At 72.2% G+C, this 26398-nt stretch carries 20 protein-coding genes; 10 read left to right on the top strand and 10 right to left on the bottom strand.

Annotation, left to right across the window (positions count from 1 at the left end):
* Positions 1-83: 83 nt before the first annotated feature.
* Genes AB0F17_RS63170 through AB0F17_RS63160 form a run of 3 tightly spaced genes read left to right on the top strand, consistent with a single transcriptional unit; the run spans position 84 to position 6205 of the window.
* The gene (locus AB0F17_RS63170) at positions 84-3368 is read left to right on the top strand and encodes a BTAD domain-containing putative transcriptional regulator (protein ID WP_358046214.1); all 3285 of its coding nucleotides are present in this window, start codon (positions 84-86) and stop codon (positions 3366-3368) included.
* Between the two features lie 35 nt (positions 3369-3403).
* Positions 3404-3565 carry a hypothetical protein gene (locus AB0F17_RS63165; RefSeq protein WP_219536689.1) on the top strand — a complete coding sequence of 54 codons (162 nt, stop codon included), beginning with the start codon at positions 3404-3406 and terminating at the stop codon, positions 3563-3565.
* A 48-nt stretch (positions 3566-3613) separates the two neighbouring features.
* Positions 3614-6205: a LuxR C-terminal-related transcriptional regulator gene (locus AB0F17_RS63160; RefSeq protein WP_358046211.1), complete on the top strand. Its 2592-nt coding sequence runs from the start codon at positions 3614-3616 to the stop codon at positions 6203-6205.
* Here AB0F17_RS63160 and AB0F17_RS63155 read toward each other — a convergent pair.
* Positions 6202-6927, bottom strand: a complete 726-nt coding sequence (locus tag AB0F17_RS63155) for a hypothetical protein (RefSeq protein WP_358046208.1) — start codon at positions 6925-6927, stop codon at positions 6202-6204. The two genes, AB0F17_RS63160 and AB0F17_RS63155, sit on opposite strands and share 4 nt — an antisense overlap.
* A gap of 64 nt (positions 6928-6991) precedes the next feature.
* On the opposite strand from AB0F17_RS63155, the gene AB0F17_RS63150 reads away from it, so the two are divergent.
* The 4 genes from AB0F17_RS63150 to AB0F17_RS63135 all read left to right on the top strand — a co-directional run bounded on the left by AB0F17_RS63150 (position 6992) and on the right by AB0F17_RS63135 (position 10786).
* Positions 6992-8401, top strand: coding sequence for an amidase family protein (locus tag AB0F17_RS63150; protein WP_358046205.1), 1410 nt, complete (start codon positions 6992-6994; stop codon positions 8399-8401).
* 141 nt (positions 8402-8542) lie between these two features.
* A complete protein-coding gene (locus AB0F17_RS63145; protein WP_358046202.1) occupies positions 8543-9085 on the top strand; it encodes an MFS transporter in 543 nt (180 codons plus the stop codon).
* Between the two features lie 73 nt (positions 9086-9158).
* Positions 9159-9695 (top strand): copper chaperone PCu(A)C, encoded by a 537-nt coding sequence (locus tag AB0F17_RS63140; RefSeq protein WP_358046199.1) that lies wholly within the window; start codon positions 9159-9161, stop codon positions 9693-9695.
* Complete coding sequence (locus AB0F17_RS63135) at positions 9692-10786, top strand: Dyp-type peroxidase (RefSeq protein WP_358046196.1); 1095 nt, start codon at positions 9692-9694, stop codon at positions 10784-10786. Before AB0F17_RS63140 ends, AB0F17_RS63135 begins: the two co-directional genes overlap by 4 nt.
* Here the strand turns inward: AB0F17_RS63135 and AB0F17_RS63130 are convergent.
* Positions 10779-11273 (bottom strand): MSMEG_6728 family protein, encoded by a 495-nt coding sequence (locus tag AB0F17_RS63130; RefSeq protein ID WP_358046193.1) that lies wholly within the window; start codon positions 11271-11273, stop codon positions 10779-10781. The genes AB0F17_RS63135 and AB0F17_RS63130 overlap by 8 nt on opposite strands.
* 57 nt (positions 11274-11330) lie before the next feature.
* On the opposite strand from AB0F17_RS63130, the gene AB0F17_RS63125 reads away from it, so the two are divergent.
* Complete coding sequence (locus tag AB0F17_RS63125; protein ID WP_358046191.1) at positions 11331-11624, top strand: hypothetical protein; 294 nt, start codon at positions 11331-11333, stop codon at positions 11622-11624.
* 2 nt (positions 11625-11626) lie between these two features.
* Here the strand turns inward: AB0F17_RS63125 and AB0F17_RS63120 are convergent, their stop codons facing one another.
* A complete protein-coding gene (locus AB0F17_RS63120) occupies positions 11627-13909 on the bottom strand; it encodes a hypothetical protein (RefSeq protein WP_358046188.1) in 2283 nt (760 codons plus the stop codon).
* A gap of 193 nt (positions 13910-14102) precedes the next feature.
* Between AB0F17_RS63120 and AB0F17_RS63115 the strand changes: the two genes are divergently transcribed.
* Positions 14103-16385, top strand: a complete 2283-nt coding sequence (locus AB0F17_RS63115; protein WP_358046185.1) for a xanthine dehydrogenase family protein molybdopterin-binding subunit — start codon at positions 14103-14105, stop codon at positions 16383-16385.
* Positions 16382-17158, top strand: coding sequence for an SGNH/GDSL hydrolase family protein (locus tag AB0F17_RS63110; protein ID WP_358046182.1), 777 nt, complete (start codon positions 16382-16384; stop codon positions 17156-17158). The genes AB0F17_RS63115 and AB0F17_RS63110 overlap by 4 nt, the downstream gene beginning before the upstream one ends.
* Before the next feature lie 42 nt (positions 17159-17200).
* Here the strand turns inward: AB0F17_RS63110 and AB0F17_RS63105 are convergent, their stop codons facing one another.
* From AB0F17_RS63105 to AB0F17_RS63075, 7 genes are all read right to left on the bottom strand, one after another.
* Positions 17201-19969, bottom strand: a complete 2769-nt coding sequence (locus tag AB0F17_RS63105) for a DUF5682 family protein (protein WP_358046179.1) — start codon at positions 19967-19969, stop codon at positions 17201-17203.
* Entirely contained in the window at positions 19966-21078 is a 1113-nt protein-coding gene (locus AB0F17_RS63100) for an AAA family ATPase (RefSeq protein WP_358046176.1), read from the bottom strand. Before AB0F17_RS63100 ends, AB0F17_RS63105 begins: the two co-directional genes overlap by 4 nt.
* Before the next feature lie 11 nt (positions 21079-21089).
* Entirely contained in the window at positions 21090-22436 is a 1347-nt protein-coding gene (locus tag AB0F17_RS63095) for a VWA domain-containing protein (RefSeq protein WP_358046173.1), read from the bottom strand.
* Entirely contained in the window at positions 22433-23827 is a 1395-nt protein-coding gene (locus tag AB0F17_RS63090; RefSeq protein WP_358046170.1) for a hypothetical protein, read from the bottom strand. Before AB0F17_RS63090 ends, AB0F17_RS63095 begins: the two co-directional genes overlap by 4 nt.
* Complete coding sequence (locus tag AB0F17_RS63085; RefSeq protein ID WP_358046167.1) at positions 23827-24318, bottom strand: hypothetical protein; 492 nt, start codon at positions 24316-24318, stop codon at positions 23827-23829. Before AB0F17_RS63085 ends, AB0F17_RS63090 begins: the two co-directional genes overlap by 1 nt.
* A gap of 117 nt (positions 24319-24435) precedes the next feature.
* Entirely contained in the window at positions 24436-25950 is a 1515-nt protein-coding gene (locus AB0F17_RS63080; RefSeq protein ID WP_358046164.1) for a multicopper oxidase domain-containing protein, read from the bottom strand.
* A complete protein-coding gene (locus AB0F17_RS63075; RefSeq protein ID WP_358046161.1) occupies positions 25947-26354 on the bottom strand; it encodes a hypothetical protein in 408 nt (135 codons plus the stop codon). The genes AB0F17_RS63080 and AB0F17_RS63075 overlap by 4 nt, the downstream gene beginning before the upstream one ends.
* Between the last annotated feature and the right edge of the window lie 44 nt (positions 26355-26398).

Raw genomic sequence — 26398 nt, 5'->3', positions numbered from 1 at the left:
TAGTGCGCCTCTCCCCTGGTTACCGGGAGGTGGCACTTTGCGAACTCTGGAGTCGTTCGCGATCCCCGGCGTAGCATGCGTGGGTGGAACGTGGGTGGGTGCAACCCCGTCCCGCCCTCGACCGGCGGCTCGACGGGGCGCTGACGCACAGGCTCACCACTTTGGTGGCCACCACGGGCTACGGCAAGTCGATCGCCCTGACGAGTTGGAGCGAGGATGTCGGGGCGGTGCTCCACCGGCTCGGGCCCGCCGATCGCGACCTGACCACGCTGGCCGGGGCCCTGGTCGCGGCCCTGTCGGAGGCGGTTCCCGACCTGCCCGCCGAGCTCGCGGCCGCCGCCGAGTCCCCGCTCGGGCCCGACGCCGACGAGCTGTCCAGAGCGGCGGCGCTGGCGGGCGCGCTGGCCGAGGCGCTGGCCGGGCGGCTGCGACGGGGACTCGCCCTGGTCTTCGACGGCATCGAGACGATCATCGGCGCGGCCGGCTCCGTACGTTATGTCGAAACGCTGATCCGGGCGGCCCCTCGCCAGCTGCACGTGGTCACGGCCTCGCGGGCGCCGTTGCCGTTTCCCACTGCCCGGCTGCGGCAGGACCACGAGGTGCTCGACCTCGACGCGACCGACCTCGCGCTCACGATCGACGAGACCACGGCCTGGGCGCGCGACCGGCTGGGCGAACCGGGGGCCGCGATCGCCGCCACGCTGCACGACGCCTGCGGCGGCTGGCCCGCCGCCGTACGGGCCGCGCTCGACGCGCTCGCCCGCACCGATCCCGCCACCTGGCCGGGCACCGCCGCGGGCCTGGCCGCCACCTCCGCCACGCTGGAGCGGCTCACGCTGTCCGCGTTCGACGACCTGCCCACAACCATGCGCGAGTTGCTGCGGGCGGCGACCGTACTGCCTGTGCTCACCGACGACCTCGCCACCGCGCTGGGCGCCCCGCCCGACACGCTGGCCTCGCTGACCAGCCGGGGGCTGTTCCTGGAGGCAAGCCACGACGGGCACCGACCGGCCGCGATCAGCGGACCCGGGCCGACCATCGCGCACGGGCTTACGAACGCGCACCGACCGGCCCTGACCAGCGGCTACCGGTTAACAGCCACCAGCGCGCACGTACTGGCCGCGCACGCGCCGCTCGACCGGCACGAGGCGCACGACACGGCCGCCGTCGCCGCCCGCTGGTACGTCGAACACGACCAGCCCGAGCTGGCCCTGCGCGCCGCGGTGGCCACCCGGCACACCACGCTCGTCACCTCGCTGCTCGGCACGCACGGCCCGCACCTGGCCGAGCGCGGCGACGACGTGGCGGCGGCGCTCGGCCTGCTGCCGGAGCCGACCAGGCAGGCGCCCGCGATGCTGCGCCTGGCGGGCATCGCGGAGCAGAACCGCGGTGACTGGAACCGGGCCCGGGACCTGCTCGCCCGCGCGGCGGCGACCTCGGTGTTCGATGCGTTCCTGGCCAGGCGGCTCGGCCTCATCGACCACCTGCGCGGCGACCTCGACTCGGCCATCGCCATCTACACCAGGGGTTTCGAGTACGGCCTGCCGCCCGCCGACGCGGCGATGTGCGCGGCCTCCACCGCGTCGGTGCTCTGGCTGAAGGGCGACCGGGCGGGCTGCGCCGAGCTGGCGGACCGGGCGCTGGAGCTGGCCAGTGCGCTGGGCGATCCGGGTGCCCTGGCCGCGGCCTGCACCGTGCAGGCCATGCTCGCCTCGCTCGACGGCGACCGGCGGGCCAACGACGCCTATTACCTGAGGGCGCTGGAGTACGCCGAGCGGGCCGGGGACGTCGTCCAGCTCATCCGCATCCGGGCCAACCGCGCCTCCTGCCACCTCGACGAGGGCGCCTACGCCAGGGCGCTGGCGGAGGTCGAGATCGCGGCCAGGCTGTCCGATCTGGTGTCATTCGCCCCGTACGCCGCGCTGAACATCGCCAACCGGGCCAAGGCGCTCATCGGCCTCGGCCGGCTGGAGGAGGCGGCGATCGACGCCGCGGACGCGGCGGCCAGGTGGGAGGCGATGGGGTCGCGGTTCGTCGGCTATGGGCTGATCCGGCTGGCCGACGTGCAGGTGTTGCGCGGTGACCGCAGGTCGGCGATGGCCATCTACCGGCGGATCATCGCGGACGCCGGCGCGTCCGGCGAGGTCCAGGAGCTGTCCAACGCGCTGAACAAGCTGGCCGTGCTGCTCGCGGACGACGATCCCGACGAGGCGGCCCGCGTGGCCGCGCGGGCGCTGAAGCACGCCGAGGGCATCGCCGGGGTGAACGCCAGGCTGGTCGCGGCCCGTGTCGCGCTGGCCGCCAGGCGCGATGACGAGGCCAGGACGCTGCTGGCCGAGGTCGAGCCCGTCGCCGTGCGGCGCAGGGACCACGCGGCCCAGGCCGCGATGGTGGAGCTGCGCGCCGAGCTCGACGGCGACTCGCTGCTGGCCGACGAGGCCGTGCGCCGGTGGTCGGCGCTGGGCGATCCGGTCGGCCGGGCCAGGGCCGAGCTGATCAGGGCCGCGCTGGGCGACGCGGTGACCGGCAGGGAGGTCGCGCACCGGGTCAGGGGTCGCATGCACGCGATCGGCTGCCGGGCGCTCGATGCCAGGATCGACGCGCTGGTCGGCCGGTTCACGCCTGTGGCGGAGGCTCGGGTGCTGGTCGAGACCATGGGAACGTTCCGGGTGCTGCGTGGCGCGGTGCCTGTCGCGCGTACCGCCTGGCAGTCGCGCAAGGCCCGCGATCTGCTGAAGATCCTGGTCAGCCGCCGGGGCGCGGCGATCAGCAGGGAGCGGCTGGTGGAGATCCTCTGGCCGGAGCAGGAGGGCGACACGGTCGGGCTGAAGCGGCTGAACGTGATGGTGTCCACGCTGCGGGCCGTGCTCGACCCGGCTCATGTACGTCCTGCGGACGAGTTCGTCGTCTCCGACGAAGGCGCGCTGCGGCTCGACCTGGCCAACGTGGACGTCGACGTGGAGGGGTTCCTCGACCTGGTGGGCTCGGCCGTACAACTGGATCAGGCGGGGCGGCCGGTGGAGGCGCTGGCGCGGTGGGCGGAGGCCGAGTCGTCCTACGGGGGTGACTTCTGCGAGGAGGATCCGTACGCCGACTGGGCCGTGGGGCTGCGTGAGGAGGCCAGGCTGGCGTACGTGCAGGCGGCCGCCAGGCTCGCGACGGCGCGGGCGGCCGAGGGACGGCACGACGAGGCGGCCCGCTACTGGCTGCGGCTGCTCGAACGCGACCGCTACGACGAGCGCGCCCACCTCGGCCTGGTCCGGGTGCTCGACTCGGCGGGGCGACGCGGCGACGCGCGCCGGCGCTACGCCCTGTACGCCGAACGGATGCGTGAGCTGGAAGTGGAGCCCGCGCCCTACCCCACCTGAACCTGACCTGAACCGTTCGGCGAGATGGTGCCGAAATGAGGACGGTCATCGTACGGCTGGTCGAGCCGGAGCAGTCCGGCGGCCAGCTTCGCGGGCTGCTCGAAGAAGTCGGGGGCGATCCGGTGCCGTTCAGCGGGAGCGAGGCGGTGGTCGACCTGCTACTCTCCGCCGCCGGGCTGAAACCGGATCAGCCCTGAACCTCCCGCGAACCTTCCTCACCACCATCAAGGGTGAGAGGAGGCACGATGAGCGAGCAGCTGGGGAGCGCATGGCCGTTCGTCGGGCGAGGGGGCCAGCTGGCGACCGTACGGGAGAACCTGCGGTCGAGAGCGGGCGTGATGATCGCCGGGGACGCGGGGGTAGGCAAGAGCAGGCTGGCGGCGCAGGCGCTGTCCGGCCTGAGGGGGTACGGGGTGGTCCGTGCGCTGGGCACGGAGACGGCGGCGGTGATCCCGTTCGGCGCGTTCGCGCACGCGCTGACCGGGCCGCCCGGCAGCGGGGAGAACCTGCTGCGGTGGGCCGCGCGGCACCTGCGGATCAGCGCGGGGCGGGACGAGCTGCTGGTGAGCGTGGACGACGCGCACCGGCTCGACCCCGCGTCGGCGGCGCTGGTGCACCACCTGGCGGAGAGCGGCACCGCCAGGCTGCTGGTCACGGTACGCAGCGGTGAGCCGCTGCCCGCGCCGGTCGCCGCGCTGTGGAAGGACGAGCTGCTCTGCCGGATCGAGCTGCCGCCCCTGACCGTGGCCGAGGTCGGGCAGGTGCTGGCCGGGGCGCTCGGCGGGGAGGTGGCCGGGCCGACCGTCAGGCACCTGGCCAGGGTCAGCGAGGGGAACGTGCTCTACCTGCGCGAACTCGTGCACGCCGGCCGTAGCGCCGGATGCCTGACCGAGACCGACGGTCAGTGGCGCTGGCAGGGCGAGCTGTCGATGACCACCCGGCTGCGCGAGCTGGTCGACGCCAGGATCGGGCACCTCGACCAGGACGAGCGCGAGGTGCTGGAACTGGTGGCGTTCGGCGAGCCGCTCGGCACCGAGCTGCTCGTCTCGCTCACCTCGCCGAGCGCGACGGAGCGGGTGGAGAACCGCGGGCTGATCGTGGCCGTGCGCGACGGGCAGCGGGAGCACCTGCGGCTCGGCCACCCCCTCTATGGGGAGGTGGTACGCGGCGGCTGCGGCACGCTGCGGACGCGGCGGCGGCTGCGGATGCTGGCCGAGGCGCTGGAGGCGAGCGGGCTGCGGCGGCGCGAGGACGTGCTGCGCGCGGCCGTGTGGCGGCTCGACAGCGGCTCGACGGCCGAGCCGGACATGCTGCTCGTCGCCGCCGGCCTGGCCTGGGCGAGGCAGGATCCGCGCCTGGCCGCCCGGCTGGCCAGGGCCGCGATGGAGGCGGGGGCGAGCGTGGCCGCGGTCGCGCTGCTCGGCCAGGCGCTCATGGTGCTGGGTGACGCCGACGCCGCGCTGACGGCGCTGCGGCAGACGGCACCGGCGGCCGTCACCGAGAGCGAACGCGCGCAACACGCCATCAGCCTGGGCCTCAACCACGCCTGGGCGGGCGCACTCGCCGAGGCGTGTCAGGTGCTCGGCGAGGCGGCGCGCACGCTCACCGACCCGGCCTGGCGGCAGGAGGCGTACATCTACCTCGGCGTGGCCGAGTTCTGGGCGGGCCGCACCACCAGAGCCGTCGAGTCGCTCGACCGGGCCCGCGCGTGCACGCCGATCACGGTACGCGGCGCGGCACACTTGGCCGCGCTGGACGCCTGGTCCAGCGCCTACTCGGGGCGGACCGAGCACACCCTCGTGGTCGTCGAGCAGGCCCTGGCCGGGGTGGACGTCTGGGGGGACGAGACGCCGCACGCGCTGCCGACGATGCTCGACGCGCGCTGCGCCGCCGAGACGTTCGCCGGGCGGCTGGACGCGGCGGAACGCACCGCCGACTACGGCATGGAGCTGGCCGTGGCCGAGCTCTCCGTCTCCGGGTTCGGGGCCTTTCGGGCGCTGGTCAGCAGGCTGCGGGGCGATGCCGAAGGCGCCGTACGCTGGAGCCGCGACGACGCCGCCGGGCTGCACGACCGCTCACCGTACCGGGGGCGGTGCCTGGCCGAGCAGGCGCACGCTCTGGCGCTGCTGGGCAGGACGGCGGAGGCGCGCGAACTGCTGCCCGAGGCCGAGGAGCTCGCCTCCCGATGGGCGTTCACCCGCCATCCGACGCTGCAGGCCGCGGTGTGGGTGGCGGCGGGCTGCGGAGACCTGGACGGGGCGGTACGCCTGTGCCTGTCGGCGGCCGATATCGCGGAGAAGCACGAGCAGTTCGGGCACCTGATGTTCGCGCTGCACGATCTGGTGCGGCTGGGTGTTCCCGGGCTGGCCGCCGACCGGCTGTCCGCGCTGGCCGAACGGGTGGACGGGACTCTCGTCGGGCTGCTGGCCAGGCACGCGCGGGCCACCCGTGACCCCGAGGGGCTGCGGGCGGTGGCGGCCGAGTTCGAGCGGCTCGGGATGATCCTGTACGCCGCCGAGGCCACCGCCCAGGAGTCCGCCGCCTACCGCGCTCTGGGCCGGGGCGCCCTGGCCAAGGGGGCGCAGACCAGGGCGTGGGCCCTGGCCAGGCGTTGCCCGGGGGTGTCGACGCCCGCGCTGGTCGAGCTGGCCACGCCCGAGCTGACGCCGCGGCAGCGGGAGATCGTCCAGCTCGCGGCGGCCGGCCTGACCAACCGGCAGATCGCCGACCGGCTCACGGTCTCCACCCGGACGGCCGCGAACCACCTACAGGCCGTCTACGAGAAGCTCGGCGTCAACGACCGGGCGGAGGTGGGGCGGTTGCTGGCGTCCCTCTAGACCAGTGCCAGCAGGCCGTCGTGGAAGAGCGCGCGCTCGTGCTCGGTGATCGCGCCGTACGGCGCGGCGGCCCGCCGGTTGGTCTCCCGCTCGATCCGGTCGCGCACGGGCCCCGGCCGGAGCGCGACGATCTCGGCGGCGGTGAGGCCGGCGGCCCGCCAGGCGGCGGCGTGCGCGTCGGCGCGGTGGTAGCGCAGTGCGGCGAGCCGGTTGAACAGCAGCACGCCCGCAGGTGTGCCCGCCGGCTCGTACGGCGGCGCCATGGCGGCGAAAGCGCCACCAGGCTCGCCACCGGAATCGGCGCCGAAATCGCCACCGGCCGCGTCCACCACCCGTCCAGCCAGGTCGGCGAGCGTCTGGAGGTCGTGGCCCGCCCAGATCCGCTCAGTGGTGGCGGCGTGCACGGCGTAGAGCCCGTCGATGAACGTCAGCGCCTTGGCCGTAGGCCGCAGCGCGCCGTCTCCGTCCTCCTCCAGCGTCCCCTGGTCCAGGTGGTCCCGGATCTCGGCATCGAGCGAGGCCGCGTCTCCGTACCGGTAGATGGTGGCGAGCGAGCGGCGGGTCAGCGGGCGAGCAGGGAGCGTGAAGCGCAGGTCGGCCAGGAAGCCGGGCAGCAGTCCCGCCGCCTCCTTGCGGGCCGAGGCGTGCACGTTCACGTGGACCGCGTCGACGACGGGACCGATGGTCGCCGCATACTCCGACAGGTCATGAAATTTCGGCATTGGGCGTCATTATGCCGGTGAAAAAAGCGTGGTGTTCATCAATGGCGCGGCCGATGCTGGGGCGGTGGACCTTCACGAGTACGTGAGCTACGACGCCGTCGGCCTGCGTGATCTGATCAGGACCGGCAAGGTACCCGCCGCCGAGGTCGAGGCCGTCGCCCGGCAGGCTCTGGAGATCGCGAACGCGCAGGTGAACGGCCTCACGCTGCCGCTGTTCTCCCCGGCTCTGGATTACGCGGCCGACGGGCCGTTCGCCGGGGTGCCCTTCCTGATCAAGGATCACGGGCCCGTCGCGAAGGGCGTGCCGTTCTCCCTGGGCAGCAGGGCGCTGCCGCACGTGGTGGCCGACCACGACACCGAGCTGATGCGCAGGTTCAGGGCCGCCGGTCTGGTCACGCTGGGCCAGACGACCGCGCCCGAACTGGCGCTCAGCTTCAGCACCGAATCGGTCCGCTACGGGATCACCCGCAACCCGTGGGACCTGGAGCGCGGCGCCGGCGGATCGAGCGGCGGGGCGGCCGCGCTGGTCGCCGCGGGCGCGGTGCCCCTCGCGCACGGCAGCGACGGGGCCGGCTCCATCAGGGTGCCCGCCTCCTGCTGCGGCCTGGTCGGGCTCAAGCCGACCAGGTCACGCACGGCGCCGGGGCCGGACATGGGCGAGCTGATGTTCGGGATGGCCGGTGAGTTCGCGCTGACCCGTACCGTGCGCGACTCCGCCCACCTGCTCGACGCGCTCCATGGGCCGGGTGTGGGCGACAAGTACACCGCCCCGCCACCCTGGCGGCCGTACGCGGACGAGCTGACCGCCCACCCGGGCAGGTTACGCGTCGCGGTGACCACGCGGGCCTGGTCGGGCGTCCCCGTCGACCCGGAGGTGGCCGAGGCCACCGTCAAGGTCGGCGAACTGCTGGCGGAGATGGGCCATCACGTCGACGAGGCGAGTCCGGTGGTCGACTGGGACGCCGTCCTGCACAGCCTCCTCACGGAGGTCATGGCCATCGCCTCGACCCTGCTGCTCGCGCCCGGCGAGCCCGATCCCGCGCTGCTCGAAACCGGCAGCAGGCTGATCCTGGAGGCCACCCGGCGGGCCGGCGCGCTGGACCTGATCACCGGCTTCCACGCCCAGAACCGGCTGACCCGCTCGGTCGCCGCCTTCTTCACCGACTACGACCTGCTGGTCACGCCCACCCTCGCCCAGTTGCCCGCGCCGCACGGCACCTACGACTACGACGCGCCCCGGGAGAGCTTCAGGGACTGGCTGGACACGATCTTCGCGTACGGGCCGTTCACGCCGCCGTTCAACGCGACCGGCCAGCCCGCGATCAGCCTGCCCCTGGGCCGGACCGAGAGCCGCCTGCCGATCGGCGTGCAGGTGGTCGCCCCCTACGGCCGCGAGGACCTGCTCTTCAGGGTCGCCGCCCGGCTGGAGGAGGCCCGGCCGTGGCCACGCTGCGAGCTCATTCGGGCGACATGATCTCGTACAGGTTGCCGCCCGCGTCGGTGAAGAACAGCCCGCGCGGGCAGAGCGGGCCCGTTGCCGGGGGTCGCGGGAGTGAGTATTCACTCCGATGCTTGATCGCGGAGCGGCCGATGGCCGTGGCATGATGACGGCACTGTGACCCCCGGCCTGCCCTTCCGTCTCGCCCGCACCTCGGTGTTCGCCGTGGTGTGCCTCGGGCTGGGTGTGGCGGCGCACGCGTTCGGCGGCGGCACGGTCGGAGCTCCGGCCATGGGCGCCGCGCTGGGCCTGTCGTTGGCGGCGGCGTTCCCGCTGTCGGGGCGCGAGCGGACGATGGGCACGATCCTGCCGCTGCTCGGCGGCCTCCAGGTGGTCCTGCACCTGCTGTTCTCGCTGGCCCACACCGCCTCGCCGATCGCGGCGATGGGCCACCTCCACTCGGGCCTGGTGCCGGGCCTCGGCATGCTGGTGGCGCACGGCTGGGCCACCGGGCTGACCGCCCTGTGGCTGGCGCGCGGCGAGGCCGTGCTCTGGGGTCTGCTGCGCCGCCTGGCCGTACGGCTGCTGATCATGCTGCCGTCCGTGGTCCGGGTCCCGTTCGCCGCTCCGTGTACGACGGAGCCGCCGGTCTTCCGCTCGGCCGTGCTGCGGCACGTGGTCTCCGGGCGGGGTCCGCCGATGGTCGTCGAAACCACCTGACCTCCGTTTCGACGACCACGCCCGGCGGGGCGCGCTTTCGCGTGCCGTACCGGGTGGAGAAAGGCCTTCCCCCATGTTCTCTCGTCATGCCCTGCTGCTCGCCGCCACCGTCGTCGCGCTCGCGGGCTGCGGCTCCCAGCAGGTCGCCGCCGCCCCGGCCGAGCAGGCCCCCGCCGTCTCGGCCACGCAGTCCCCCGCCGTCACCGCTCCGGCGCTGACCATCACCGATCCCTGGGTGAAGACCGCCAAGAAGGGGATGAGCGCCGCCTTCGGCACGCTGGTCAACAACACCGATGCCGAGGTGACGATCGTCTCCGGCACCTCGCCGCTGTCCCCGAAGATCGAGCTGCACGAGGTCGTGGAGTCCGGCGGCAAGATGATCATGCAGCCCAAGGAGGGCGGCTTCGTCATCCCCGCGCACGGCACGCACGAGCTGCGGCCCGGCGGCGACCACATCATGCTGATGGGCGTCGCCCAGGAAGTGCTGCCGGGCGCCCGGATCCCGTTCACGCTCACCGTCAAGGGCGGCGAGCCGCTGGAGTTCACCGCGATCGGCAAGGACTTCGCCGGCGGCAAGGAGGACTACCAGCCCGGCATGGGGCACAAGTGATCAGCCGCCGGGGTCTCATCGCCGGAGGCGCTCTGACGGCGGTCGGCGCCCTGACCGCGGCCCCCGCGCACGCCACCGCCGTCGAACCCTTCCACGGGATCCACCAGGCCGGGATCGCGACGCCGCCGCAGGCGTACGCCGTCTTCGTCGGCTTCGACCTGTTACCGGACACCGGCAAGGAAGCCATCGTCCGGCTCCTCCAGTTGCTGACCGACGACGCGCGCCGCCTCACCCAGGGACGGCCCGCGCTCGCCGACACCGAGCCGGAACTGGCGGTGACGGCCGCCCGGCTGACGATCACGTTCGGCTTCGGCCCGGGGCTGTTCGCGGCGGCGAAGGCTGCGTCGCCGGTGGCTGCGCTGCCGTCGTTCACGGTCGACAAGCTGGAGAAGCGGTGGAGCGGCGGCGACCTGCTGGTGCAGATCTGCGCGGATGACAGCGTCACCGTCGCCCACGCGCTCCGGGTGATCGTCAAGGACGCCCGCTCGTTCACCAAGGTCCGCTGGGTCCAGCGCGGCTTCCAGAGCGCCACCCGGCGCAATCTGATGGGCCAGGTCGACGGCACGGTTCAGCCCGCCGACCTGGACCGGGCCGTATGGATCGGCCAGGGACCCGCGCGCGGCGGCACCACCCTGGTGCTGCGCCGCATCCGCATGAAGCTGGAGACATGGGACGCCGCCGACCGGGTGGCCAGGGAGTTCACGATCGGCCGCCGCCTCGACACAGGCGCCCCGCTGACCGGCCGGGCGGAACGCGACGAGCCGGACTACAGCCAGGTGAACCGGCTCGGCTTCCCGATCATCTCCGAGTACGCCCACATCAGGCGGGCCCACGTCACGGATCCGGGGCTGCGTATCCTGCGCCGTCCCTACAACTACGACGAGGGTCTCACTCCGGACGGCAAGTCGGACTCCGGGCTGCTGTTCGCCGCCTACCAGGCGGACATCGACCGCCAGTTCGTGCCCATCCAGCGGAACCTGGCCAAGGGTGACCTGCTGAACGAGTGGATCACGCCGATCGGCTCGGCCGTCTTCGCCATCCCGCCGGGCTGTACACCCGAGGGCTGGATCGGGGACGGCCTGCTCAGCTGAACTCCCGGCCGGGCAGGCACGCGGGCGGGCGCCCGGAGACGGGCCAGACGTAGGCCAGGTCGTCGGGCTCGTCGCCGAACAGCGGCCGGTAGAAGCCGGGCGCCTTGCGCAGCAGGGCGGACCGGTGGCTGAGATGGAAGCCGGCGTCGCCCAGCCACGGCGGCAGCTCACCGTCCGCCTCCAGGCGTGCCTGGCGGCGGACGGCGGTGCCGCCGCAGTGTTCGGCGAACTCCCTCGCCAGGGTGGCGGCACAGGTGTCGGCGCGGCCGGTGGCGCACCACCGGCCGCACACGTCGAGCCCGTAACGCACCAGGGCCTCCTCGTAGCCCGCCCACATGCGCACCGCCGGGTGGTGCCGCCAGCCGTAGCCGGGGATCGTGAGGGCACGCAGGATCTGCAGGGTCTCGACCCGCTGCTTACCCAGCCGCAGCGGGTCGAGGACCGCCGCGGTGCGCGCGAAGTCCGGATAAGGCAGGAACGTCTGCACAGCGCCTCATGACCACCGGCTACCCAGGGCGGCTCGCGATCAACCTAGAGTGGAGCCGTGCTTCCCGACCTGATCAAGCAGCTCACCGAGTCGGACCTGCCGCGCCACCACTGGCGCGGCGACGACGAGCGCGGTGGCATCTGGCTGTTCGAGACCGTGGAGGGCGACGGCGAGCACTGGGCGGTCCGGCAGGTCGAGATCGGCCCGGACCGCACCGCCCATCGCTACTGGTGGCGCCACCTGAACGACGAGCACGGCTTCCTCACCGAGCAGGCGGTGGAGATCTGGGACCTGACCGAGATCCCCGGAGCCGCCTTCGAGGCCGTCTGGGATGCGGCGGACCCGCTGTGAGCTCACGTGACCTCGTAGACCCAGCAGTGCCCCGCTCGGAACCTCAAGGCGGCGAACCGGCCTAGTTCGGAGGTCAGAGCAGGAAATCTGTCGTCGACGAACAGCCAGCGGACCCCATACGTGTCTCGCAGCCCACCGACCGTCTCCGTGGTGGGGTGGAGGAAGGCGGCGTCGTTGTCCGCCAGCCGTTTCGGGTCTCGAAACTCGATGGTGCCCATGGTGGGCCGGCCTATCAGGGCTGCCCGGCTGTTCGCGCCATTGATGTATCCCCAGCCCTCGACGAGGATCCTGCGTTCCGCGTACGCGGAGATCCAGAAGTGCCGGTTGTCACACCTGCCCACCGGCCTGCGGCAGTGCGTGTTGACCGCGACGAGATCGTCAGGAGAGGAGTGATCTCTCAGCCAGCGCGCCGCGGTCACCCCGCCCTCCGCGACATGCAGCCGCTCGGGATCTCTCACCGGCGCCGCCTCCGCCATGCTCCACAGGGGAGTCAACCGCGGCTCGTATCCCGAGTACAGACAGCAGCCCAGCGCGAAGACCGGCACCGCGCACCAGGTCAGGCCACGCCGTCCGGTCAGGACGAGCACCAGCGCGACGGCAGCCGCCGCCCCCGCCAGCAGCGCGTACGGGATCACCCGCTCGATCACGACGTTCCCGCCATGCGGCCGCGCGACGGCGACCCACGACTCGATGGCCCAGATCGCGACGGCCCCTGCCGTCAATGCGGACAGAACCACCGGCCATGGCCGCTTCTCGGGCAGCGTGGCGGCGAGACCCGTGGTGGCGAGGATCGTCAAGTACGGCGCGGCCGACCCGAGAAAGTACCCCTGGCTGAGCCCCGGATGCCCGAACACGCACACGGCGCCTACCCCCGCCATGCCGACGCCCGCGAGCAACACCACGGCTGGATCTGTCCGCCATCGCCGCCGGTGCAGCACCCCCACGGCGCCGCCCCATACCGCCGCCCAGCTCACCAGGTAGATCGCCACCACGATCAGCAGCAGAACCGGCGATTCATCCTGTCTGTGGAGAAGTAGCCCGGCATCCCGGCCGAGCCTGTCCTCATGCCACCGCATGAGGTGAAAGGGCGCGAAGCGCAGCCCTTTGGTTTCCCCCTGGAACACCACAATCTGGGCGAAGGCCACGTACGCCAGGCAGAGACCCATCAGCACCGCCGCGGCCCTGTGCACCTTGCGATGGACGATCAGGTGGACGGCGAGGACGAGCGTCACGCCCGCCAGGGCCAGCGGAAGGAATGTCGCCTTCCCCCCGACCTCCGCGAGCATCAGAACGGCCACCAGCACCCATCGCCCGTTCAACCCACCGGGGCGACGCACCAGGTCGACCAGCAGGAGCGCCAGAGGGACGAACAGGAGTGCGCCGAAAGTCTGCGTGGGGCTCACCCATGGCAGGCCCGCGCCGCCGACGCTCGGCACCATCACGCCCGTCCAGGCGTAAGGGTCGGGCGCGGTCGCGAAGAACGTGATCACCGCTGCCGCGATGCCCGTCCACCACCGGCCGCTCAGCCGGTGGGCCAGCACGACGATGAGAACGGTGAAGACCGCGGTCATCGGCAGGGGCGACAGCCGGAACAGCAGCGTTTGGAGCTCCAGCCCGGTCGCCCAGCTGGTGGCCGCCAGGTCGGCGTAGGCGAACCAGTGGTCGTGAAGCGCCTCGCCGACCACGTTCGCGAACATCGCCGGGACGTGATGCTTGACGTCGCCCGCCATGGCCAGGTGGTAGGGGAGGTCGATATACGGAGCACCGTTGCCCGGCCAGCTCAGCCCATGGGTCCGGAAGAACGTGGCGGCGCCGTACAGGATCGCGAACCCGACCAGGCCCGCCATCGCCCACGACCACCCCACCGGCACCTTGCCCGAATCGCCGCGAGCCGGCCAGTGCCGTCGCAACGAAGGCATCGCGGCGAACAGCAGATAGGTCACCCCGGCCCATGCGAGGAACGCCTGCGGCACGTCCAGCCAGCGCGCGGGGATGTAGGTCAGCACTTCCAGCGCGTAGCCCAGGGCCGTTCCCGCGGCCACGTCGGCGACCGGCGACCGAGGCGTGCCGGAGAGGGCCCGCCACCACAGCATCCCGGGCAGCGTCACGCCGAGGAGGATGTAGGCGCTGAACACCCCGATCTCGGGCAGAGGCACCGCACAGGCGTTGAGGGTCACGACCGCCAGCAGGACGACGAACGCGACCGGTAGCCGGCCAGATCGGAGCAGCCGCCATCGGCGAGCGGGCACGGAAGAGACGACGGCCGGAGACTGGACCTCAAGCATGTGTCTCCTAGACGGAAGGTAGGTCGCGACTGCCCTGAAAGCCGCGTCGACCCTGTCAGATCGGAAAGGCGAGAGCAGAGCCCGTACGCATCGTTTGCCAAAGCAGCGCCATATCCGGACCATCTGGGAGGCCGCCCTGTGACGCGCCCCGATGCTGATGGACCGGGCGCATGGCCTCGCTCACAATCGGGCTATGGCTGATGGTTACGTGGGTGCCAGGACTCCCCGCCGCGAGGATGCCCGGCTGCTGACCGGGCGCGCCCGATACGTCGCGAACGTCCGGCTGCCCGGGATGGCGTACGCGGTCGTCGTCCGCAGCCCCATCGCCCACGGACGGCTGGTGAGCTGCGGCGCCAAGGAGGCGTGGACGGTCGACGGGGTGCTCGACGTCATCACGCCGGACGACGCGGCCGCGATCCGGCTGCCCTGCGTGACCATGAGCCCGGGCCAGCCCATCACCTCCTACCCGGCGCTCGACGAGACGATCCGCTACGTGGGCCAGCCGCTCGCCGTGGTGGTCGCGCGGACGCCGGAGGCCGCCAGGGACGCGGCCGACCTGATCGACCTCGACTACGAACCACTGCCCCCGGTGATCGGGATCGACCGGGCGCTGGCCGAAGACGCCCCGCTGCTGTACCCCGACTGGGGCGGCAACGTGCTGACCGACTTCACCCTCGGCGACCAGGACTGCGAGGCGGCCATCGCGGGGGCCGCGCACGTGGTCGAGATGACGTTCGCGTTCGGCCGGGCCACGCCGTACCCGCTGGAGCCGCGCGGGATCGTCGCCGACTACGCCGACGGCGAGCTGACCGTGCGTACCTCGACGCAGGCCCCGCACCACGTACGCGAGCAGGCCGCCGACGCGCTCGGGCTCACGCACGACCGGGTACGCGTCGTGACCGGCGACGCGGGCGGCGGTTTCGGCGGGAAGGAGCACCTGTATCCGGACGAGGCGCTCATCTGCCTCGCCGCCATGCGCCTGGGCCGCCCGGTGAGCTGGACGGAGTCGCCCACCGACCGACTCGCCTCGACCCTGCCGTCGCGGGCCGCCGTGCACCGCGCCCGCCTGGCGCTCGACGCGGACGGACGCTTCGTCGCGCTGCACGCCGACGTCGTCGGCGACCTCGGCGGCCACCCGTCGAACGTCGGCATCTCACCGTTCGCGGTGACCGCCACCATGCTGCCCGGCCCCTACCGCTTCGACCGGGCCGGGGTACGGCTGCGCGCCGTCGTCACGACGACCACCCCGACCGGCTCCTACCGCGGCTTCGGCCAGCCCGAGGCCGCCTGGACCAGGGAGCGGCTGATCGACGAGGCGGCCCGGCGGCTCGGCGCCGACCCGGTGGAGCTGCGGCTGCGCAACATGCTCGGACCCGGCGAGCTCCCCTGTACGTCGCGGCTCGGGCAGTCGTACGACTCCGGCGACTACCCCCTCGCCCTGCGTACCCTGCGCGACCTGGTCACTCCCCCGGCCCGCGACGACGGGCGCCGGCGCGGCGTGGGCTACTCCTGCCACGTGGAGGGCACCGGGCTCGGCCCGTCGATGAGCATGAAGGCCATGGGCATGCTGGCCGGGGGCTTCGAGACCTCGATCGTGCGCATGGAGCAGGACGGCTCGGTCGTCGTCTCGGCGGGCGTGTCGGGGGTCGGGCAGGGCATCGAGACGGCGCTGTCCCAGATCGCGGCGGACCGGGTGGGGGTGCCGATCGACCGGGTACGCGTGGTGCTGGGCGACACCTCGGCCACGCCGTACTCCTCGATCGGGTCGATCGCCAGCCGTTCGCTCACCGTGGGCGGCGGCGCGCTGGCCCTGGCCGGGGACCGGCTGCGGGAGAAGATCGTGGCCCTCGCCGCCCACCGGCTCGAAGCGGCGCCGGCCGACCTGGAGATCGTGGACTCCGCCGTACGCGTCAAGGGGGATCCGCAGGCGTCACTGACGCTGCGGGAGATCGCCACGTCGGCATGGCGCGGCTGGGACCTGCCCGAGGGGGCCACACCCGGGCTGGAGGAGCGGGTCTCCTACGATCCGGCCGACATGACGTACGCCTATGGGGCGCACGCGGCGGCGGTCGCGGTCGACCCGGAGACCGGAGCGGTCGAGGTGGAGGGCTACTGGGCCGTCAACGACTCGGGGGTGCTGGTCAACCCGGCGATCGTGGAGGACCAGGTCCGCGGCGGGATCGCGCAGGGCATCGGCATGGCGCTGACGGAGGAGATCGTCTACACCGAGGAGGGACAGCCGGTCTCCGAGTACCTGCTGCCGACCACGCGTGAGGTCCCCGATATCCAGGTCGCGATGCTGGAGGTGCCCTCACCGCGTACGCCGGGCGGCATGAAGGGCGCCGGGGAGTCGGGGACGATCGGCCCGCCGGCGGCCATCGGCAACGCCATCGCCGCCGCCCTGCCGGAGATCGCCGGCCGTATCACCCAGACGCCGTTGACCCCGGCGGTCCTATGGGCTCTACTCTCTGGATGACCTATGCCCGATATGTCGCCCTCGGTGACAGCCAGACCGAGGGCCTCGGTGATGGCGACGACGTCCGGGGCCACCGCGGCTGGGCCGACCGGCTCGCCGAGCACCTGGCCGCGGCGAACCCCGACGCCCAGTACGCCAATCTGGGCGTACGCGGGCGCCTGGCCGGGCAGATCCGCGACGAGCAGCTCGGCCCGGCGCTGCGGCTGCGGCCCGACCTGGCCACGGTGATGGCCGGGATGAACGACATCATCAGGCCCGGCTTCGACGCCGCCTCGGTCGCCTCGGCGCTGGAGGAGATGTTCGAGCAGCTCACCGCGTCAGGCGCGTGCGTGGTGACCGTGACCTTCCCCGACATCGGCAAGATCGCTCCGCTGGCCCGGCGGCTGCTCCCCCGCGTGATCGACCTCAACGCCCGGATCCGGGCCGCCGGCGCCCGCCACGGTGTCCTCGTCGTCGACACCTTTCCGCACTCCTTCACCACCGACTCCAGGATGTGGACCAGCGACCGGCTGCACGCCAGCCCGCTGGGCCACGCCAGGATCGCCGCCGCCATCGCCCACGCGATCGGGCTGCCCGGCAGCGACGACACCTGGTCGGTCCCGCTCACGCCGGTGCCTCCACGTGCGGGCTGGCGGGTGGCGGGGGCGGAGGTGCGCTGGGTCGCCACCTTCGCCGGGCCGTGGATCTACCGGCGCCTGCGCGGCCGCTCCTCAGGCGACGGCCGCGTCGCCAAACGCCCCGAACTCGGCCCGGTCCCACTGCCACCGCGATAACCGGCCGCGGCCGACCCGGCCGGTCGGCGCGGCCGGTCGGGCTCATGCGTGGACGAGTAGCTCCGATACAGCGTCGGCCGTCTCGGGGTGGCGGGCCAGGAGGGCGCCCGCTTCGCCAGTGGATGGGCTGTCGGGGGCCTGCTGCCAGCCGCCGTCGCAGCCGAGCAGCGCGGCCACGGCGTCGGTCGCGGCCGGATGTCCGGCCAGCAGGTCGGTCACCGGCCCCGCCGGCGCCGGCACCACCGCGCCTGACGTCGCCGCCTTCGCCGACCAGGGCGGCGTCCACTGGTCCAGCGCGGACAGAGCGCCGGGGAACGTACGGCCTGCCTCCCGCACCAGTACGGGCACCAGCTCGCCGGCCTGCTCGCGCAGAGTCGTGATCAGACCGGGCAGCCACGGCAGCAGGACGGAGTCGGGCAACCGGCCGAAAGCCTTCGACATCAGCTCGACCACGAACGACGCCAGCGCGGGCGCCGGCTCCATCGCCTGCGCGAACCCGCTCATGTACTGCGGAAACGCCGGAACGACCAGCGGGTTGGCCAGCAGCTCGTCGCAGCGCTCCCGCAGCTCGGCCAGCGGCAGCGTGCCGAGCAGGTACTGGGCGGCCCACAGCAGGGCCACCTTGGCGGGCTGCTCCGGGTGCGACTGTCGTACCGCGATCTCCAGCTGAGCCCGCTCGCAGCCCAGCGCCAGCGCCAGGCTCTCCATGGAGAACAGGAACCCGAGCATGGCCGACACCTGACGGACCCCGGTGGCCTCGTCCACGAAGGCGGTCGGCAGCAGCGTGCAGTAATGCGCGAACCCCGCCGTGACGAACGCCCCGCACCAGGCCGGCAGCTCCGGCTCGGTCGCGCGGTAGTGGGCCAGCAGCCGCCTGATCCGGCGCAGCACCTCCGGCGCGTCGTCCACGGACCGCTCGGCGGCCAGCAGCTCCACGGCCCGGGCGCCGAGCTCGTCGGTGAACCGGCGGCTGCGCAGGTAGAGGATCGAGTCCTCGACGGCGGCGAGCGCGACGGCCGCGGTCGCCGTGGGCTCGTACACGCTGCGCCGCAGCCGCTGTTCGAGCACCTGCTCGACCGTGACGCCCTCATAGCCCAGCTCGATGATCGAGCGCTGGTGCTTGCCGATCGTCAGGTCCCAGCTCTCCTGGATCGCCCGCTCGCCCAGCCGCCGCGCGCCCATGATGGGCCGGACGGCGTCGTCGGGCAGCAGGTGGCGCAGGATCCACAGCAGGTCGGAGCAGGGCACCAGGTCCGGGTCGGCCTTGAGGTCCATGAGCGCCCGCTGCACCGTGCGCTTGCTCAGGTCGAGTCCCAGCGGCTCCAGCCGGTCGAACACGTCCTTGGCCAGCGGCGGCATGGCGTGGTAGCCCACCTGGCCGATCCGGTCGCCGCCGAGCAGGATCTCGCACAGGCGGCGCACGTCCCGGCGGCCCGGCACGGTGTCCTTCTCGATGCACGTGACCGCGGCGTCCTGGAAGTCGTACGGCGTGGGACGGCCCCGGTTGCGCAGGTTCGCGAGCAGGATGGCCGTCTCGAACACGGCGATGGCGTCGGCCGTGCTGGACTGGTAGCCGTTGCGCCGGGCCAGCCGGACGATGTCGACGGACCAGCCGAGCAGCTCGGCTTCGTCGAGGCCGTCCAGGACCGGCGGCTTGCCCAGGAACCCGGACAGCCGGTCGGTGACCGGTTCCGGCGCGGCGGGCACCACCGGCTTCGGCGGCTTCCTGCTCGTCTTCTTGCCGGCCTTCTGGCCCGCGAGCTGGTACGGCTTGACGCCGCCGCGCTGCAACGCCTTGTCCCAGGTGGCCGCGGCGATCGAGACCGAGCCGGAGGCCAGGCCGAACTGGGCCTCGATGGCGGAGTGGCTCGACGGGATGAGCCCGTACAGCCAGTGCGTGGCCGTGCGGGGGCTGATCTCGAAGGGCGCGTCCGACGCCAGCCCGAACTGCTCCACCCGGCTGGCCGCGTGGAACGCGCCGCAGACGTACAGGCACTCGGCCGGGTCGGCGCCCGTCGCGGCGAGGTGTTCGCGCATCCGCGTCCACATGTGGCGCTCGCGGTCCTCGTCACGGTCCGTCCGCTGGTCCCCCTCGGGGCGCAGGCGCCGGAACAGGCTGCCGATCAGGACCATGACCTGCCGGTACGACTCGTAGTCCGCGCCGGACAGCGGCTGCTCGACGTACTGGTCCCACCACTCCGACCAGTGGCGGACCTTGCCGTGGTGCAGCAGGTGCTCTTCCAGCTCGGCGAAGCGGGGCCGCAGGTCGCCGATCTCGACGCCCACGGCGTCGCCGTGCAGGCCCGCGTCCTCTTCTCCGCCCTGCTTGGCCTCGGCCGGTTCGCGGGGCAGCCACTGGAAGACGTGGTCCGACGAGCGGTCCACCAGCACCAGCTCGACGCCCGGCGTCTCCAGCGCGTACGAGATGGCCTGGTATTCAGCCGACGCCTCCGTGATGGGCGCCACCACGCTGAGCGGCTCCCAGTTCGGCGGGAAGCCGTCGACGTCCGTGGCGAACGCCTGCAACGCCACCGGCAGGCGGCAGTTGCGCAGCTCGTCGAGCAGCGGCCGCAGGTCCTCGCACAGCTCCAGATAGACGACCTTGGGCTGCTTCTCGCGCAGGCGCCGCACCATGGCCAGCGCCGAGGCCGGCGAGTGGTGGCACACCGGGAAGATCTCGAGTTCCTCGCTCAGCGCCCGGTCGACGTCGTCGACCAGGCCCGACAGGATCCCGGCCAGGGTGTCCGGCTCGCCGGCGAACGCGGTGGCGGCGTCCAGCAACTGCTCGCGGAGTGCGCCGAACGGGCTCATGAGAGCGTCTTGATGGCCTGGCGGCCACCTTCGAGGAAGTCCGTCCACGGCCCGCCGTCCTTCTTGCTGCGGGGTTCGACGATGCCGTGCCAGTACTTGTTCAGGATGGCCAGGTCCTCCGGTTGACGGCGGGCCAGCGAGCCCACCAGCGAGCCGCCGAGCGTCTCCGCCCGCAGCGTGCGGTCGCCGAAGAACTGGCTGTGCAGGATGGCGTCTTCGAGCACGCCGATCTGCTCGGCCGTGGACAGCGCCGATTCGAGCTTGTCGTCGTCGCTCTTGGCCGACGCCGCCGCGGTCCGCAGGTCGGCGAAGCTCTGCAGCAGGATGTCGAGCAGCGTGGGCGGCAGCTCCAGCTCTATGCGGTGCCGGCGCAGCAGCTCCGTGGTACGGAACCGGACGATCTCCGCCTCGCTGGTCTTGCTCGTCACCACCGGGATGCGGACGAAGTTGAAGCGCCGCTTCAGCGCCGACGACAGGTCGTTGACGCCCCGGTCCCGGCTGTTGGCCGTGGCGATGATCGAGAACCCGGGCTGGGCGAACACGATGTTGTCGTCTTCGAGCTCGGGGATGGAGACGTACTTCTCGGACAGGATGGAGATCAGGGCGTCCTGGACGTCACTGGTCGACCTGGTCAGCTCCTCGAAGCGGCCGATCACGCCCCGCTCCATCGCCGTCATGATGGGCGACGGGATCATCGACTGCCGCGACTGCCCCTTGGCGATCACCATGGAGACGTTCCACGAGTACTTGATGTGGTCTTCCGTGGTGCCGGCCGTCCCCTGGACGACCAGGGTGGAGTTGCGGCTGATCGCGGCCGAGAGCAGCTCGGCGAGCCAGCTCTTGCCGGTGCCCGGGTCGCCGATCAGCAGCAGGCCGCGGTCGGAGGCCAGCGTCACGATGCTGCGCTCGACGAAGCTGCGGTCACCGAACCACTTCTGCGGGATCTCGCGGTCGAGCCCGTCCGAGCGCTCGGAGCCGAGCACGAACAGGCGGACCATCCGGGGGCTGAGCCGCCACGAGAACGGCTTGGGGCCGTCGTCCACGGACTCCAGCCAGTCGAGCTCTTCGGCGTACTTGACCTCGGCGGGGGCACGCAGTATCTCGGTCATTCGCGGGTCTCCTAGGTGAGGAAGTTCTTGAGCTCGAGCACGAGTTTGCGGATGTGGCCAGAGATCACGGGGGTGCCCAGGTCCTTCAGCTTTTCGCGGAACCACTGGTCCACGCTGGCGTACCCCGAGCTGTTCACGGAGCCGACCGGGATGAACTTCACCCCTGAGCGGTGCAGCGACGTGAAGTCGTCGATCAGCGACCGGTTGTCGTAGAAGTCGGAGATCCACACCATCACGGTGTTGCGCGGGTCGACGATCTTCGGCCGGGCCAGGGCCATCGCGACGGTACCGTCCGTGCCGCCGCCGAGCGTCGTCCGCAGCAGCACCTCGAACGGGTCCTTCACCCACGGTGTCAGGTCGAGCGCGCGGGTGTCGTAGGCGACCAGGTGCACGTCCACCTTGGGCAGCCCGGCGAAGATCGAGGCCAGGATGGTGCAGTTCACCATCGCGTCGACCATCGAGCCGGACTGGTCCACCACCACGATCAGCCGAGCCGGAGTGGTCCGCCTGGCCGTGTGCTTGTAGAACAGGCGGTCCACGTACAGCCGCTCGTCCTCCGGGCTCCAGTTGGTGAGGTTCTTCCAGATCGTCCGTTCGATGTCGAGGTTGCGGAACACCCGCTTCGGCGGCACCGACCGGTCGATCTTGCCGACGCTGGTCTTCTCGACCTGCGTACGCAGCACCTCGGCGACCTCGTCGACGAACCGGCGGATCAGCGCCTTGGCGTTGGCCAGCGCGACCCCGGACAGGTTGTCCTTGTCGCGCAGGAGCTGCTCGATGAGCGACATGCTGGGGGTGAGCTGGGCGGCCAGGGAGGAGTTGGACAGCACCTCACGCAGCCGCATGCGGCGGACCAGGTCGCCTTCCAACTCGGCCAAGACCTTGTTCAGCTCGGCGTCGTCGATTCCGCGACCGCCACCGCCGGTGCCGAGCCCGCGGCCGCCGCCGGATCCCTCGCCCTGCTCTCCCTCGCCCTGCCCGTTGCCGCCACCCGCGCACGCCTTCTTGAACCACCCGGCGTCCTTCTGCCAGGCGGCGAGCTGAGCGGCCGAGACGTCGCCCGTCCCGGTGGCGAAGACGCTGAGCAGGAGCTTGGAGATCAGGGCGGCCCTGCGCACCTGCTCGCCGGAGTCCTCGTTGTCAGGGTCGAGCAGGCCGTCGAACTCGGCGCCCAGATCGGGGAAGCGCTGGACGAGGTTGTCCACCGACACCGACGGGTCCAGCAGGGCGGTCGGCAGGCCGAGGTCGTCGACGATGGCCACGCTGGCCGACTCCAGGGCGGGCTGCTCCTCGGTGTTGAACACCCGGGCCAGCAGGCGCCAGTACAGCACCTGGCGTCTGTTCTCGTGATCGGTCATTTCCGGAGCAACCGTCCCGCCCGCTCGCGCAGTACGGCCACCGCGTCGCCGTTCCTGGCCTCGGCCTTGGCGATCTTGGGATCCGTGGGACCCTGCGCCCAGTCGCCGGTGTGCGTGGTGACCGGCTTCTTCTTGACCGTCCCCTGGACCGCGAGCGGCTGGAGCAGCCACCGGCCGGCGTCCCAGCGCACCAGCCCGATGCACGACTCGGAGCCGCGCACGATCTCGGGGGTGAGCGGGCCGCACGACGGCAGCCGGCCGGTGTCCACCGTGATCGTCGTGCCGTCGAGGTCGAACACCATCTCATCGCCCTTGGGCACGGCGTAGCCCTCGACCAGCACCGGCTCGGCGACGCGCACCGGGTGGCGGTCCAGCGGCGGCACCGCGGGGGCCAGCGCGCTCCCCAACTGGACCCTCGCCGTGGTGAACGGGTCCGCGGGCTCGCCCGCCGTGGCCCGGTCGTCGTGCCACACCAGGTCGCCGCTGCCGAGCAGCGGCATGTCCTTGATGTCCAGGCTGCGGCGCTCCGCCAGTGCGTTGAGCAACACCGGGACCCCCGTCAGCAGCCGCCACACGGCCGTGCCGACGATCGTGTCCACCTTCGTGGCGGCGACGCTCGTACGCACCAGGCGGCACTGACCGCCGTCGGCGGGCTCCAGGATCGCGTGGACCTGCGCCTGCACGGCGGTGGCGTGCTCGTGCACGTCCACGCCGAGCACCAGCAGCCGCCCGGAGACCGGCTCGCCGGAGCCCGCGGGCAGGCCACCCGCCTGTGTGAGCACCAGTGCCCGCGCCCACAGGTCGGCCCAGCGCCGTGCGGGCACGGTCTCCATCGTCGCGACCGGGCACGACGCGCGCAGCTCCGCCGCCAAGCCGTCGAGCAGCACGGCCAGCCGGCGCAGCCGCGGCTCCGCCAGCAGCGCCTCCATCGTCTGGTCGACGGCGGAGACGAGGTCGTGGTCGACGCCCCGCCAGCCGGTGATCGCCAGTTCGTTGAGCCAGGAACGGCACCCGCTGAGCAGATTGTCGGTCCTGGCCGCCGCCGACGGCTCCGCCCAGGAGGCCCGCTCCCGGCCCAGCGCCGAGTCGAGCCGTTCCATCAGGGCGTCGTGTACCGCGCCGAGCAGCGCGGTGCGCCCGCCGGCCAGCGCGATGACGTGCTCTTCCGAGACCGAGCCCGCGGCGACCTTCCCCGCCGCCTCCCCCACCCGGTCACCGAGCGGCGTGGCCGCCACCGCGCCGGCCAGGGCGGTCAGCGCCGAGGCGCGATCCTCGCCGAGCCGGGCGAAGCCGTTCGTCAGCGCCTCGTCGAAGCCCGTCACCAGGTCGAGCGCCTCGCCGACGCCCGGCAGGGGCTCGTCGAGAAGCGCGGCAAGTCGAACGCTCAGCATCAGCCCACCGCCCCTGTGGCGGGGAACCAGTGCAGCTCGGCGATGGGCTCGGTGGTCACAGGCAACTCCAGGTAGGCCAGGTGGCGCAGGAACCGGCTGAACACCGCGGCTCCCTGCGTGCGCTCGACACCACCCCGCAGGCTGTTCGCCAGGTCGTCGCCCTCGGCGAGCTCCACCCGCAGGTAGCCGGCGACCTGGTCGACGCCGTACTGCAGCACGGCCTGATCGACAAGGGCCCGCAAGTGGTTGCACATGTAGCTGGACAGCCCGCCGCACGGCCGGTTGTTGTTCGTGCTGCAGTTGTACGTATGGGTCCCGGCGGTGATCGACGAGACGTACACCCGCTCGATGTCCGAGCCGCTCGACACGACTCCCTGCAGCCGCCCGTCGGCCATCTCGACGAAGGGGACCTTCGCCAGCTTGCGCGGGCGAACGGGGGGAACCACCCGTGCCACGCTGCGCTGCTCCCACGCGGTTCGGTCCGCGGTCACGCCTTTTCGACCTCCAGCCCAGCGGCTCGCGGGCACCAGCCGGTGCGGCGGCACCCGTGCGAACGGCCGATCAGTGATCGCGTAATTTACCCCATTACCGGCAGAGTCAGGGTGCACTTAAATCATCTCGAACTCGGTCATCATCGCCATGTCCTCGTGCTCGAGGTTGTGGCAGTGCATCAGGTAGCGCCCTCGGTAGCCCTCGAAACGGACCAGGACGTCCACCACCTCGTACGGGCGCACGTCCACGGTGTCCTTCAAACCCGCGTCGGTCAGCGCGGGTGGCCTGCCGTTGCGCGAGAGCACCTGGAAGGCGGCCAGGTGGAGATGCACCGGATGATGGAAGTCGCTGGTGAGCCGCCAGACCTCGGTGGTGCCCAGGCGCGGCCTGGCCAGCGGGCGGCCGGGCCGGAACGGCTGCCCGTTGATCGTCCAGGAGCCCGCTCCGCCCTGACCCGTGCGGCGGAAGTCGAAGGCGCGCGTGGCGACGGCCGCCGCGACCGGTTCCACGCGGGACAGTCGTTTCGGGATCGCACTGTCGTCAGCCGCCCTACGCCGCACGCGGAACCGCATCACGTCGCCCGCGGCGCCCACGCCCAGGGTGTTGACCATGGTCACCTCGGTGCCGATGGGGTAGGCGGAGAAGTCCACGATCACGTCGAAGCGTTCCCCCGGAGCGATCGTGATCGCGTCGTGGGCGATGGGAGCGGCCAGCAGCCCCTGATCGCTGCCGACCTGGACGAACCGGCCACCGGGCGTCAACCGCAACCGGTAGCGGCGGGCGTTGGAGGCGTTGAGCAGTCGCAGCCGGTATCTGGCCGCGTCGACGTCGAGGAAAGGCCAGGGGGCGCCGTTGACCAGGATGACATCGCCCTCGACTCCTTCCATGAAGTCGTCCTCCACCCCAGGACGCGCCAGCAGGCTCGGATCCAGTGACGGATAACGGAATGAGCCGTCCTCCTCGAAGGCTCGATCGCAGATCATCACCGGGACATCCCGTCCCCCCTTCGGCAGCGGCAGCGCGTCGTCCTCGTCGTCACGGACCAGCAGGAAGCCGGCCAGGCCACGCCATACCTGCGGTGCGGTGAAGTCCATCCGGTGGTCGTGGTACCAGAGCGTGGCCGCCCGCTGCTCCAGCGGATATACGTAGTCCTTGGCCCCTCGGTGAAGGGTCCACCGCGACAGGTCATGATGCGCACTGTGCGCCGGGCGAAATGCCCGCTCTGCCGCCACCACCAGGTCGGTGGGGTAGCCGTCGGAGTCCGGCGGGTTGACCCCTCCGTGCAGGTGCGTCGAGGTGGGCACGGGCAGCTCGTTGCGGACCCGGATGACGGTACGGTCACCGCGCCGCAGCTCGAAGGTCGGCCCGGGAAATATCCCGTCATATCCCCACACCTCCGTCGTCGTGCCGGGGATGATCTCCACCTTGGCCGCCCGCTGGACGACCTCGTAGTGCCCCGGTCGTACCGGAACGGCCGTCTTCGGGATCGGCAGCGGCACGGCGAACCGCGCGGGCAGCGGCCTCGCGCTCGTCAGGCCCTCACCGGCGACCTCCGCCATCCGCGTGCCGCACCCGGCGACCACGAGCCCGGCGCCACCCAGCAGCCCGAGGAAGCCACGGCGGGAGGTCACCGCGTCACCCGCCACACCAGGACGGTCAGTACGGTCGTCGCGCCGAAGACGGCCATGCCGAGCGGAAAGTGCACCGCAAGAACGCGGTCCTGCCCCATCGCGACCTGGAGTGTCTCGGCGGCCACGAGCACGACGGCGGCCCAGGAGGGCCAGGCCGGTCCACGACCCGGCCGCCACAGGAGGATCGAGGCCACCAACTGAAGGTAGAGCACGACGTGGGTGAACCCGGCGTTGTCGCGGTGCAGGCCGAGCATGTCCACATCGCCGGTGACGAACAGCCCGGCCAGGGTCGCCTGCCCGAGCACACCGAGCAGGTGCAGCACGGCGGCCGACCGCAGCGACCAGACGATCCAGGCGGGCGCACGACTACGGCCGGCTTCCGCCGGACCAGGTGAGACGTTCATGGCCGCCATGCTGACGCGCCAGGACCGGAGAATCGTCAGACCAG

This window comes from Nonomuraea sp. NPDC026600 (assembly GCF_040638335.1).
GTDB lineage: Bacteria > Actinomycetota > Actinomycetes > Streptosporangiales > Streptosporangiaceae > Nonomuraea.
This window is presented reverse-complemented; position numbering and strand designations above follow the sequence as displayed.